This is a genomic window from Streptomyces sp. NPDC026659 (assembly GCF_040638245.1).
Classification (GTDB): Bacteria; Actinomycetota; Actinomycetes; order Streptomycetales; family Streptomycetaceae; genus Streptomyces.
Window position 1 is genome coordinate 99,880 of the sequence record NZ_JBEZXY010000004.1, and the last position, 12,073, is coordinate 111,952.

General features: G+C 69.8%; 9 protein-coding genes. 4 read left to right on the forward strand and 5 right to left on the reverse strand.

Annotation, left to right across the window (positions count from 1 at the left end; genetic code table 11):
* The first annotated feature begins 57 nt into the window (after window positions 1-57).
* The gene (locus AB0E91_RS12550) at window positions 58-3,369 is read left to right on the forward strand and encodes a S8 family serine peptidase (RefSeq protein WP_361779303.1); all 3,312 of its coding nucleotides are present in this window, start codon (window positions 58-60) and stop codon (window positions 3,367-3,369) included.
* 99 nt (window positions 3,370-3,468) lie between these two features.
* On the opposite strand, the gene AB0E91_RS12555 is transcribed toward AB0E91_RS12550, so the two are convergent.
* Window positions 3,469-4,269 carry a hypothetical protein gene (locus AB0E91_RS12555; protein ID WP_361779306.1) on the reverse strand — a complete coding sequence of 267 codons (801 nt, stop codon included), beginning with the start codon at window positions 4,267-4,269 and terminating at the stop codon, window positions 3,469-3,471.
* A 1-nt stretch (window position 4,270) separates the two neighbouring features.
* A complete protein-coding gene (locus AB0E91_RS12560; RefSeq protein ID WP_361779309.1) occupies window positions 4,271-4,819 on the reverse strand; it encodes a sigma-70 family RNA polymerase sigma factor in 549 nt (182 codons plus the stop codon).
* Window positions 4,820-5,127: 308 nt separating this feature from the next.
* On the opposite strand from AB0E91_RS12560, the gene AB0E91_RS12565 reads away from it, so the two are divergent.
* A complete protein-coding gene (locus tag AB0E91_RS12565) occupies window positions 5,128-6,144 on the forward strand; it encodes an aspartate-semialdehyde dehydrogenase (protein WP_361779312.1) in 1,017 nt (338 codons plus the stop codon).
* 57 nt (window positions 6,145-6,201) lie between these two features.
* Here AB0E91_RS12565 and AB0E91_RS12570 read toward each other — a convergent pair whose 3' ends face one another.
* Window positions 6,202-6,693, reverse strand: a complete 492-nt coding sequence (locus tag AB0E91_RS12570) for a DUF1203 domain-containing protein (protein WP_361779315.1) — start codon at window positions 6,691-6,693, stop codon at window positions 6,202-6,204.
* A 112-nt stretch (window positions 6,694-6,805) separates the two neighbouring features.
* Here AB0E91_RS12570 and pepN point away from each other — a divergent pair, with 112 nt between their 5' ends.
* Window positions 6,806-9,379, forward strand: a complete 2,574-nt coding sequence (pepN, locus tag AB0E91_RS12575) for an aminopeptidase N (RefSeq protein WP_361779318.1) — start codon at window positions 6,806-6,808, stop codon at window positions 9,377-9,379.
* A gap of 87 nt (window positions 9,380-9,466) precedes the next feature.
* On the opposite strand, the gene AB0E91_RS12580 is transcribed toward pepN, so the two are convergent.
* A complete protein-coding gene (locus AB0E91_RS12580) occupies window positions 9,467-10,177 on the reverse strand; it encodes a DUF4145 domain-containing protein (RefSeq protein ID WP_361779321.1) in 711 nt (236 codons plus the stop codon).
* A gap of 837 nt (window positions 10,178-11,014) precedes the next feature.
* Here AB0E91_RS12580 and AB0E91_RS12585 point away from each other — a divergent pair.
* A complete protein-coding gene (locus AB0E91_RS12585) occupies window positions 11,015-11,548 on the forward strand; it encodes an NUDIX hydrolase (RefSeq protein WP_361779324.1) in 534 nt (177 codons plus the stop codon).
* On the opposite strand, the gene AB0E91_RS12590 is transcribed toward AB0E91_RS12585, so the two are convergent.
* Window positions 11,526-11,963 (reverse strand): ATP-binding protein, encoded by a 438-nt coding sequence (locus tag AB0E91_RS12590; RefSeq protein WP_361779327.1) that lies wholly within the window; start codon window positions 11,961-11,963, stop codon window positions 11,526-11,528. The two genes, AB0E91_RS12585 and AB0E91_RS12590, sit on opposite strands and share 23 nt — an antisense overlap.
* Window positions 11,964-12,073 lie beyond the last annotated feature (110 nt).

Sequence of the window (12,073 nt, forward strand, 5' to 3'; positions counted from 1 at the left end):
CTTGGGAAAGGCTGTGCGCTCGTCCGGCACAGGACTCCTCACTCACAAGGGACGCCGATGACCCACACCCCCGAGCGCGATCCGATACCCGGTCCGAGACGGCTGGCCCGTACGGCCTTCACCGTGGGCGTGGTCGCCGCGCTCTGCACGGCCGGACCCCTGCCGCTCGCGCTCGCCGCCGACGCGCCGTCCGCCCCGGCCACCGCGCCCGCGTCCGAGCCCAAGTCCGCGCACGACAAGCTCGGTTCGGACGACGCGGCGCTGCTCGCCGACGCCCGCGCGGAGGGCGTCAAGAACGTCACGATGATGATCGCGACCGCGCCGGGACAGACCGAGCAGGTCGCGGACGAGCTGGACGCGGTGAACGGCGGCACCGTGGGCCGCACCTACGACAAGGTCGGCTACGTCCGCGCCACCGTCCCCACCGCCAAGGCGGCCTCGGCCATCGCCGCCGCCGCCAAGCTCTCCTCGGTGCAGGCGATCGACCTGCGCCAGGAGATCCCGCTGGACGACCCGGCCCCGGGCGCGGACACCGCCAAGGACGCCAAGTCGGGCCGTACGGCCACCACTTACCCCGCGCCGGACAGCAAGACCCCGGCGAAGAACCCGTACAACCCGTCCTTCGAGACCGGTGCCGTCGACTTCGTCAAGGACCACCCCAAGGCCGACGGCCGGGGTGTCACCATCGGCATCCTCGACTCCGGCGTGGACCTCGGCCACCCGGCGCTGCAGAAGACCACCACCGGCGAGCGCAAGATCGTCGACTGGGTGACCGCGACCGACCCGGTGAGCGACGGCGACGGCACCTGGCGGCGGATGACCGCGGCCGTCTCCGGCCCGTCCTTCTCGGTCGGCTCCGGCACGGCCGCGGAGACCTTCAAGGCCCCGGCCGGCGCCTACAAGTTCAACTACCTGTACGAGTCCGCCACCACCGGCGGCGACATGCAGGGCGACCTCAACCGCGACGGCGACACCACCGACGCCTGGGGCGTGCTGTACGACCCGGCCACCGGCACGGTCCGCGTCGACACCGACGACGACCTGGACTTCACGAACAACCCGCCGATGAAGCCGTACAAGGACGGCTACCAGATCGGCTACTTCGGCACCGACGACCCGAAGACCGACGTCGCCGAGCGCATCCCGTTCGTGGTCGAGATCCGCAAGGACGTCGTCTACAACTCCTCGGGCGCCACGGCCGACTACGTCAACATCGGCGTGATCGAGTCCGAGCACGGCACCCATGTCGCGGGCATCACCGCCGCCAACGGCCTGTTCGGCGGGAAGATGAACGGCGCCGCCCCCGGCGCGAAGATCGTCTCCTCGCGCGCCTGCACCTGGTCCGGCGGCTGCACCAACATCGCACTCACCGAGGGCATGATCGACCTGGTGACCAAGCGGGGCGTGGACATCGTCAACATGTCCATCGGCGGCCTGCCCGCGCTGAACGACGGCGCCAACGCGCGTGCCGCGCTCTACACCCGGCTCATCGACGACTACGGCGTCCAGCTGGTCATCTCGGCGGGCAACTCGGGCCCCGGCGCCAACACCATCGGCGACCCCGGCCTCGCCGACAAGGTCATCTCGGTCGGCGCGGCCATCTCCAAGGAGACCTGGGCCGCGAACTACGGCTCGGCGGTGACGACCCCGTACGCCCTGATGCCGTTCTCCTCGCGCGGCCCGCGTGAGGACGGCGGCTTCACGCCCACGATCACCGCGCCCGGCGCCGCGATCAACACCACCCAGACCTGGCTGCCCGGCTCCCCGGTCGCCGAGGCGGGCTACACCCTGCCCGCCGGTTACTCGATGCTCCAGGGCACGTCCATGGCCTCCCCGCAGGCCGCGGGCGCGAGCGCACTGCTGCTCAGCGCCGCCAAGCAGAAGGGCATCGCCCTCACCCCGGCCGTGCTGCGCACCGCGCTCACCTCGACCGCGCACCACATCAAGGGCGCGCAGGCGTACGAGGAGGGCGCGGGCCTGATCGACGTCGTGGACGCCTGGGACTCCATCCGGGACGGCGCCACCGCGCACGAGTACACGGTCAAGGCCCCGGTCGACACCGCGCTCGACGACGCCCTGAAGACCCCCGGCTTCGGCACCGGCCTCTACGACCGCGAGGGCGGCCTGAAGAGCGGCCAGCGCAAGACGTACGACGTCACGGTGACCCGCACCTCCGGCCCCGACCGCGCGGTCTGGCACACGCTGCGCTTCGTCAACGACCCGGAGCACACCTTCCGCGTCCTCGGCAGCCCCCTGGTGCGGCTCCCGCTGAACCAGCCGGTCACCGTCAAGGTGCAGGCCGCTCCGAAGGCCGCCGGTCTCAAGAGCGCGATCCTCGAGGTGGACGACCCGTTCACCGAGGGCGTCGACAAGCAGATTCTCAGCACGGTCGTGGTGGCGAGCCCGGTCGACTACACCCGCTCCCTCACCGGCTCGGTGCAGCGCAACAGCACCCGCTCCTACTTCCTGACCGTCCCCGCGGGCGCCAAGGCGCTGGAGGTCGCGATCGGCGGCCTGAAGACGGGGAGCCAGACCCGGTTCATCGCGATCCACCCGTACGGCACTCCGGTGGACAACACCAGCACGCCGTACTGCTACAACAACTACCTCGACGGCAACGGCTGCAAGCCCGACGTGCGCTCCTACGCCGACCCGCAGCCCGGCGTCTGGGAGGTCGAGGTGGAGGCCCGGCGCACCTCGCCGCTCCTCGACAACCCGTACAAGCTGGACGTCTCCGTCCTCGGCGCGGCCTTCGACCCGGAGACCGTGACGGTGCCCGAGGCCAAGGCCGGCGTCCCGGCCGACGCCTCCTGGAAGGTCACCAACAAGTACGCCGCCCTGGACGGCAAGCTCGTCGGCGGCCCCCTGGGCTCCTCGGAGTCCGCCCGCCCCTCGATCAAGGAGGGCGAGACCCGGACCACCACCGTGACCGTCCCGGAGGGCGCCGAGTCCCTGGACGTGGCCATCGGCAACGTCTCCGACCCGTCCGCCGACCTGGACCTCACCGTGTACGACGCGAACGGCAAGCAGGTCGCCCAGTCCGCCGACGGCGACTCGGAGGAGGCGGTCTCGGTGCCGTCCCCCGCCGCCGGGACGTACACGATCAAGGTCGACGGGTACGCGGTGCCCTCGGGCACGACCGAGTACGACTACCGGGACCTGTTCTTCTCCGCGGCCCTCGGCACCGTGACGGTCCCGGACACGGCGGTCGAGCTGGGCACCGGCGCCTCGGCCACCGTCACCGGCCAGGTCACGGCCAACACCGAGGCCCCGGCCGGGCGTGAGTTCTTCGGCCGGGTCCGGCTGGTGAACGCGCACGGCACGGTCGCGGGCAGCGGCAGTGTGAAGATCGGCTCGGTCACGCCGTAACGGGGTGACATGAGATGACGTGAGCGGAGGGGCGGGCACACTTCTTCGGTGCCCGCCCCTCCGGCATGCTCAGCCTCCGCGTGCTCAGCCTCCGCGTGCTCAGCCTCCGTCCGGGCAGGACAGGTGGCCTGCCCCCGGCAGCGCCCCGGTGACCCAGGCGCGGCCCCACTCCAGGTCGTCCCGGGAGCCGTCCGGCTCGGGGGGCGGGTCGCCCGCGCGGAAGGTCTCCGGGTCCTCGGCGGAGGAGGCGGGCACCACGACGAGCATCCGGACGCCGGTGCGGTAATAGCGGGGTGCGCCGGTGCCGTGGACGGTGAATGTCAGCTCAGGGTGACCGGCGCCCTTGTACGCGTGGTCCACCTTCAGGGAGACGGTGAACGCCCCGTCCTGCCCTGCCGGTTCGACCCGCTCGACCGTGCCCTCGGCGACCGCGCGGGCGCAGGCGATCACGCCCTCCGGGGTGAGCTTGGCACCCGAGGCGACGGAGTCCGCGCTCGTACCGCCCCCGGCGTTGTGGGCCCCCAGCCAGGAGATCCCGACGCCGAACAGGCCGACGGCGGCGGAGGCGGCGAGGGTGAGGAGGGCTGCGCGCAGGCGTCGGCGGGGGCGGGGTGGACGGGATGGGCGGGGTGGAGTGGTCTTGGTGGTGGCCGCCGCTTCGGGTGCCTCCTCGGCCGGTTCGTCCCCGGCCAGCGTCTCCGCGATCCGGGTCAGCTCCCGCCGCAGTACGGCCACGTCCGCCTCGGCCGCGCGGTGCTCGCGCCGGAAGCGGTCGTCCCGGCGGGCCTCCTCGGACGGCTCCTCGCCGGTGATCGCGGCTATCAGCGCGTCCAGTCCGCCGTAGGCCCCCGTGCCCTCGTCGCCCTCGTGGTCCTCATGGTCCTTGTGTCCGGCGGTCATGTCACACCACCTCGTCCTCGTGCAGCCGGGCGCGCAGCGCGCGGACCGCCGTGTGCAGCCTGCTCTTGACCGTGCCCTCGGGGACGCCGAGCTGCTCGGCGATCGAGCGCACCGGCAGGTCGGCGTAGAAGCGCAGGATCACCACCTGGCGCTGGGCGTCCGGCAGCTCGTCCAGCCCCTGGGCGACGGCGAGGGACAGCACGCTGGCCTCCTCGCCGGAGGGGAGCTGCTCGGGCCCGCGCAGGGCGACCAGGCGCTCCCCCAGACGTTCCTGGCGCCGCTTGGCGCGATGCCAGTCCATGGCCAGGTTGGAGGCGACCACCGCCGCCCACGCCGAGACGTCCCGGGGCGCCTCCTGCCCGCTCGCGGCCCGCTCCAGGAGCCGCAGCCGGACCTGCTGCACCCCGTCCGGCAGGTCCGACTGCGGCACCCCGCCGAGCGCGAGCACCGCCCGCACCCGGCGTTCCTGTGCCGCGTCCAGCGGATCGTCCCCGGCGCTCTCCGCACCGGCGTATGCCCCCTGGCCGCGGCGCGCTCTTCCGCGCAGCACCAGCCACCCCCTCACCGTCCGCCCCTACGACGCGGCAGGGGTGGGAAACGTTCGGCCGCGCCCGCCGAGGCGTACGTCACACGGCCGTGTGGCCGGGGCGGTCACGGGCAGGGTCGGTCGCGGGCAGGGTCGGCGGGACGTCGTCGGGGACCGGGCCGCCCCCGTGATCGTGTCCCACCCCTCGGGACAGGCCGGGCGAAGCCGGGCAAAGAATTGGACAGAGGGCCCGGGGTCGGCCGCATGATGGAAAAGCCCCGGTCAACGATGTGGCACAGCAGCAAGAGACAGCCAGAACCAAGGGAGTCGCCGTGAGGGTCGGAATCGTCGGAGCCACCGGTCAGGTCGGCACGGTTGTGCGCAGGATCCTCGAGGAGCGGGAGTTCCCGGTCACCGAGCTGCGTCTGTTCGCCTCCGCCCGCTCGGCCGGGACCGTACTGGACGGCGTGACGGTGGAGGACGCGGCGACCGCCGACTACTCCGGCCTGGACATCGTCATCTTCTCCGCGGGCGGCGCGACCTCGAAGGCGCTGGCCGAGAAGGTCGCCTCGCAGGGCGCGGTCGTGATCGACAACTCCTCGGCGTGGCGCAAGGACCCCGAGGTGCCGCTGGTCGTCTCCGAGGTGAACCCGCACGCGATCGCGGACCGCCCCAAGGGCATCATCGCCAACCCGAACTGCACCACGATGGCCGCGATGCCGGTCCTGAAGGTGCTGCACGCGGAGGCCGGCCTGGAGGCGCTGGTCGTGTCGACCTACCAGGCGGTGTCCGGCTCGGGCCTCGCGGGCGTCGCGGAGCTGCACGGCCAGGCGCAGAAGGTCGTGGCCGACGCCGACAAACTGACCCACGACGGCGGCGCGGTCGACTTCCCGGAGCCGCAGGTCTACAAGCGCCCGATCGCCTTCAACGTGCTCCCGCTGGCGGGCTCGATCGTGGACGACGGCCTGAACGAGACCGACGAGGAGCAGAAGCTCCGCCACGAGTCCCGCAAGATCCTGGAGATCCCCGGCCTGAAGGTCTCCGGCACCTGTGTCCGTGTCCCGGTCTTCTCCGGCCACTCCCTCCAGGTCAACGCCCGCTTCGCCCGCCCGATCTCCCCGGAGCGCGCGACCGAGCTGCTGGCCGAGGCCCCGGGTGTCGCCCTGTCCGACATCCCGACCCCCCTCCAGGCGGCCGGCCAGGACCCGTCCTACGTGGGCCGCATCCGCGCCGACGAGACGGTGGACAACGGCATCGCCCTCTTCATCTCCAACGACAACCTCCGCAAGGGCGCCGCGCTGAACGCGGTCCAGATCGCGGAGCTGGTGGCGGCCGAGCTGAAGGGCTGACCCGCCCGGTATCGGGGGCGCGCGCCTGGAGTGACGCGCGCCCCCGACACCTGCCCCCTACGGCCTGCGCACCTCGTACAGGAAGCAGCCGTACTCCACCGCCCTGACGTGCACGAGCGTCACCTCGGGGTCGGTGAACGCCTCGCTCAGCGCGGCCTCGAAGTCCTCGGGCGGGGTGACCAGCCGACCGCCGAGAATCCGGCCGTCCCGGGAGTAGCGCCGCAGCACCCGGTGCGCCTCGGTGAAGGCGAGCCCCTCGGACTCCGGACCACCGCACGCCTCGGCGTGGATGAACACCGGCCCCTGCTCGTCGTACGCCCCCGGCACGGCCCCGCTCTCGGCGGCCCAGCGGCGGAGGGGCGCGTAGGAGACCAGGGCGATGCGCTCCCCGGGTTCGCTGCGGCGCAGACAGCAGCGGAGCGGGGCGCCGCCCTCCGGGTCGGTGACGGCGGTGAGGGCGCGTCCCGCGTCGTCGGCCGTACGCAGCTCGGCGAGGACCGGCTCCGTAATGGCGCGCGGGATGTGAGTGGTCGTCGTGTGGGTGGTCATGCTCCCCAGGTTTGCCGCCGGGCGGCCCGGTGACCGGCGGGATATGGACATCGCGTTCGCGGAAGTTGCGTGGAAGGATGGCGCAACCCACACATAACGAGGAGATGACCGCGTGCCTGGCACAAACCTGACTCGCGAAGAGGCGCGGCAGCGGGCGCAGCTGCTCACCGTTGACTCGTACGAGATCGATCTCGACCTTTCCGGTGCGCAAGAGGGCGGGACCTACCGGTCCGTGACCACCGTGCGCTTCGACGTGGCCGAGAACAACGTCGAGTCCTTCATCGACCTGGTCGCCCCGGCCGTGCACGAGGTGACGCTGAACGGTGACGCGCTGGACCCGGCGGAGGTCTTCAAGGACTCGCGGATCGCGCTGCCCGGGCTGCTTCAGGGGCGGAACGTCCTGCGCGTGATCGCGGACTGCGCGTACACCAACACCGGTGAGGGACTGCACCGGTTCGTGGACCCGGTGGACGAACAGGCGTACCTGTACACGCAGTTCGAGGTGCCGGACGCGCGGCGCGTGTTCGCCTCGTTCGAGCAGCCGGACCTCAAGGCGACGTTCCAGTTCACGGTGAAGGCGCCCGAGGGCTGGACGGTCATCTCCAACTCCCCCACCCCGGAGCCCAAGGACAACGTCTGGGCCTTTGAGCCGACCCCGCGCATCTCGTCGTACATCACGGCGCTGATCGTGGGCCCGTACCACTCGGTGCACAGCGTGTACGAGAAGGACGGCCAGTCCGTGCCGCTCGGCATCTACTGCCGTCCCTCGCTCGCGGAGTACCTGGACTCGGACGCGATCTTCGAGGTCACGCGGCAGGGCTTCGACTGGTTCCAGGAGAAGTTCGACTACGCGTACCCGTTCAAGAAGTACGACCAGCTCTTCGTACCGGAGTTCAACGCGGGCGCGATGGAGAACGCGGGCGCGGTGACCATCCGCGACCAGTACGTCTTCCGGTCCAAGGTGACCGACGCGGCGTACGAGATGCGTGCGGAGACCATCCTGCACGAGCTGGCCCACATGTGGTTCGGCGACCTGGTCACCATGGAGTGGTGGAACGACCTGTGGCTGAACGAGTCGTTCGCCACCTTCACCTCCATCGCCTGCCAGGCGTCCGCGCCGGGTTCGCGGTGGCCGCACTCGTGGACCACGTTCGCCAACTCCATGAAGACGTGGGCGTACCGCCAGGACCAGCTGCCGTCCACGCACCCGATCATGGCGGACATCCGCGACCTGGACGACGTGCTGGTCAACTTCGACGGCATCACGTACGCCAAGGGCGCCTCCGTGCTGAAGCAGCTCGTGGCGTACGTCGGTGAGGACGAGTTCTTCAACGGCGTGCAGGCGTACTTCAAGCAGCACGCGTTCGGCAACACGCGCCTGTCCGACCTCCTCGGCGCGCTGGAGGAGACCTCCGGGCGCGACCTGAAGACCTGGTCGAAGAAGTGGCTGGAGACGGCGGGCATCAACGTGCTGCGCCCCGAGGTGGAGACGGACGCGGACGGTGTCATCACCTCCTTCGCCGTCCGCCAGGAGGCGCCCGCGCTGCCCGCCGGCGCCAAGGGCGAGCCGACCCTGCGGCCGCACCGCATCGCGATCGGCCTGTACGACCTGGACGACGCGGGCAAGCTGGTGCGCGTGAAGCGCGTCGAGCTCGACGTGGACGGCGAGCTGACGGTCGTACCCGAGCTGTCCGGCGTGCGCCGCCCTTCGGTGATCCTGCTCAACGACGACGACCTGTCGTACGCCAAGGTCCGCCTGGACGAGGAGTCCCTGGCGGTCGTCACCGAGCACCTCGGCGACTTCGCGGAGTCCCTGCCGCGCGCGCTGTGCTGGGCCTCCGCCTGGGACATGACCCGCGACGGCGAACTCGCCACCCGCGACTACCTCTCCCTGGTGCTCTCCGGCATCGCCAAGGAGTCCGACATCGGTGTCGTGCAGTCGCTCCAGCGGCAGGTGAAGCTGGCCATCGACCTCTACGCCGACCCGGCCGCCCGCGAGGCCCTGCTCACGCGCTGGACCGAGGCGACCCTCACCCACCTGCGCACCGCCGAGCCGGGCAGCGACCACCAGCTGGCCTGGGCCCGCGCCTTCGCGGCGACGGCCCGCACGCCGGAGCAGCTGGACCTCCTGGACGCGCTCCTCGAAGGCACCCAGACCGTCGAGGGCCTGGTCGTCGACACGGAGCTGCGCTGGGCCTTCGTCCAGCGCCTGGCGGCCGTCGGCCGCTTCGACGAGGCGGAGATCGCGGCGGAGTACGACCGCGACCGCACGGCGGCGGGCGAACGCCACGCAGCAACGGCCCGGGCGTCCCGCCCGACCGCCGAGGCGAAGGCGGAGGCCTGGGCCTCGGTGGTGGAGTCCGACAAGCTCCCGAACGCCGTCCAGGAAGCGGTGATCGGCGGTTTCATCCAGACCGACCAGCGCGAACTCCTGGCCCCCTACACGGACCGCTACTTCGAGGTCCTCAAGGACGCCTGGGACTCCCGCTCCCACGAGATGGCCCAGCAGATCGCGGTCGGCCTCTACCCGGCGATCCAGGTCTCCGGGGAGACCCTGACGAAGACGGACGCCTGGCTCTCCTCCGCCGCCCCGAACGCGGCCCTGCGTCGCCTGGTCTCCGAGTCCCGCTCGGGCATCGAGCGCGCGCTGCGGGCGCAGGCGGCGGACGCGGGGGCTTCCGCGTAACTCGCCCTGCGGTTGTTTGCGTGACGGGCGCCCGGTTTTTTGGCTGGGCGCCCGTTGTCATGGGGGTGCTTCAAAGCCCTGTCTGGTCTACAGCTGAAGCTCGGAGATCTTACTGAGCAAGAGGTTTGTCTGCTGCTCCATAAGACCAGCACGCTCACGACTCAGCTCGTCGAACTCGCCGTGAGCCGCTGCGTTACGGAGCCCGCCGACCTGATCGAGATCCTTAGCTTCCTGTTTCGTGATCAGCTCCTCCTTACGGAGAAGCCGTGTGTATGCGCCGAGCGAAGGACGCTCCGTCAACTCTAGCCCGCGGGCCTCGATCAGCGACCGCAGAGCGCTCTCCAAAGCTGCGCCGCACAAGACGATGGCTGCCGCGGGATGTGTTTGCCTGTCCTCCAGCAGTCGACGCACCTGCCCCATCGTCTCCGTGCTGATCAGACCGACCTCCGACCAAGCACGAGCCCCCACGATTTCACCAACGCCGGCTTCGACCTGCCGAACCCAGGTGAGCAGGACGTCACCAACAGCGCGTGCGCCCGACTCAGTGGATTGGTTGTCTCCCTTGCTCTGGTACACCTCGGCAGCGCGGGAGGTCCAGAAGCTGTCCTCGCCCGCGTACTGTCGCAGAAACTCCATGCCGGCGAACGCATTTGCCATCAGGGCCGGAAGCAGCCTGCGGTCATTTATCTCCCACCAGCCCCGACCGTCCTGATTCCGGCCAGGATTCCACACCAAGTCTTCTCGAAGGGTCTCGGCGAGCGAGCGCGCGTACGAAAGGACATGTTCCTGGTTAGGCATATCAGCCCTCCAACTTCGTGATGGAACTCTCGATCATCGCTGCCAAGCCAACCGGATGCATCGGTTTTGGGAAGTCGTAGGAGACTGACGGCATGGCAGTGGAGTACCGGGTGGCCATCGTTTGCACCGACAAGGGCCAACACGCGCGGGTTCGCCTGACGATGGCTCGGCGTGAAGCTGATGGTAGCCGTGGGATGACTTACGCGTTCATGTACTTTGCGTCGCCCATGCACGACGCCAAACCGGGGTCCATGATTGGACGTAACTCGTACATCTTCAGATGCCCTGCGTGCCCGCGCACTCCCCAGGTTGAAGCGACAAGGTGGTGGCAGATCGTTGATGAGATGAGGGCTGCAGGCTTCACTGAGCTGGATGTCTCGTTGCTACCATGAGCCTGCTGCCGTACGACCAAGGCAGTCCCTGGGCGAGGACGGGGTTATTTTCCAGTCGCGTAAGCGGCATTCGCTGCAAGCCCGCTCATCCGGTGGGTAGCTTCAAGCTGCCCATGGAGAGCACATGCAGGGCTTCCTTGTCGACATCCTCGCCAACCTCGCGGCAAGCACTGTCACCCCTATCGGCGTACTCGCAGGCCGGAGTGCGCTCAACCGCTGGCGCAGGCGTCGCGGTCAGGGAGGTGGCAACAACAACTGCCGCTAGCCCCATAGCCACCTGAGGGGCGATTGACCCTCACTCGCGGCCTTGAGCGAGGGTCAATCACTCGAGCTCCCGTTCCTCATGCCGACTAGAGCACTCGTCGCCCCGGCGTGAATCGGTATGACCTCAGCGGTAGTCGCAGGGGTCCTGCAATGCTGGAGGTCGATCGAGAGGGCCGCAGCGATGCAGTGGAAGATCCACGGGGAACGTCCGATCTACGAGAACAGGTGGGTGAACCTGTGGCTCACCGACATCGAGACGCCGGACGGCAACCGCTGGGAGCACCACGTCGTCAAGCTCCGCCACCTCGCCGTGGCCGCCGTGCTCAACGAGCGGCACGAGGTCCTGATGATGTGGCGGCACCGCTTCATCACCGACGCCTGGGCGTGGGAACTCCCCATGGGCCTGGTCGAGGAGGGCGAGACCCCCGCCGACGCGGCCGCCCGTGAGGTCCTGGAGGAAACGGGCTGGCGCCCCGCCCCCGTCAAGCCGCTGATCTACGCCGAACCCGCCAACGGCATCACCGACTCCCAGCACCACGTCTTCCGCGCCGACGGAGCGACGTACGAGGGCCCGCCGACCGAGAAGAACGAGTCGGACCGGATCGAGTGGATTGCCCTCGCCGACATCCGGGGCATGATCGACCGCCGGGAGATCATCAGCAGCGGTTCCCTGGTGGGGCTGCTGTATCTGCTCATGGACGAGGCGATCCGCTGACTTGGCAGGGCAGCTGGGCGTCCGTCACCGTCTGGACGGTCTTGAACACCGTCCAGACCGTTTTACCGGGGGTGTGAGTCGTCACGCCGAAGTCATCGGAAAGCGCCTTCACCAGGCGAAGCCCCCTGCCGCCGCAGTGCTCGACTCCGCCTTCCCTGACTTCCGGAACGCCGTCACCACTGTCGCGCACCTCCACCCGGATGAAGGCGTCGTCGCCGGTGAGTACGAGGGCGAACTCCCGCCCCGGCGGCACACCGTGCAACACGGCATTCGTGGCCAACTCCGAGACACACAGCCGGATGTCGTCGTGCCGGTCGTCATACCCCCACTCCCGCAGGGTCTCGATGACGAACACCCGTGCAGCTCCTACCGACTTGCGAGCGCGCGGGAATCGTCGTTGCCGTAACAAAGGCATGGCTCATCACCTACTTGCCACCGGGATACGAGATCGGCAGAACCGTACCACTATTCACGAAAAGCAGAAAGGTACTCTGCATGAGAGCACCCGATACGGGTCGCCTACCG

Bases quoted from the DNA above. Each gene is read 5' to 3' on its own strand.
- AB0E91_RS12550 (WP_361779303.1), top strand. From the start codon at position 58: ATGACCCACACCCCCGAGCGCGATCCGATACCCGGTCCGAGACGGCTG.
- AB0E91_RS12555 (WP_361779306.1), bottom strand. From the start codon at position 4,269: ATGACCGCCGGACACAAGGACCATGAGGACCACGAGGGCGACGAGGGC.
- AB0E91_RS12570 (WP_361779315.1), bottom strand. From the start codon at position 6,693: ATGACCACCCACACGACGACCACTCACATCCCGCGCGCCATTACGGAG.
- AB0E91_RS12580 (WP_361779321.1), bottom strand. From the start codon at position 10,177: ATGCCTAACCAGGAACATGTCCTTTCGTACGCGCGCTCGCTCGCCGAG.
- AB0E91_RS12585 (WP_361779324.1), top strand. From the start codon at position 11,015: ATGCAGTGGAAGATCCACGGGGAACGTCCGATCTACGAGAACAGGTGG.
- AB0E91_RS12590 (WP_361779327.1), bottom strand. From the start codon at position 11,963: ATGCCTTTGTTACGGCAACGACGATTCCCGCGCGCTCGCAAGTCGGTA.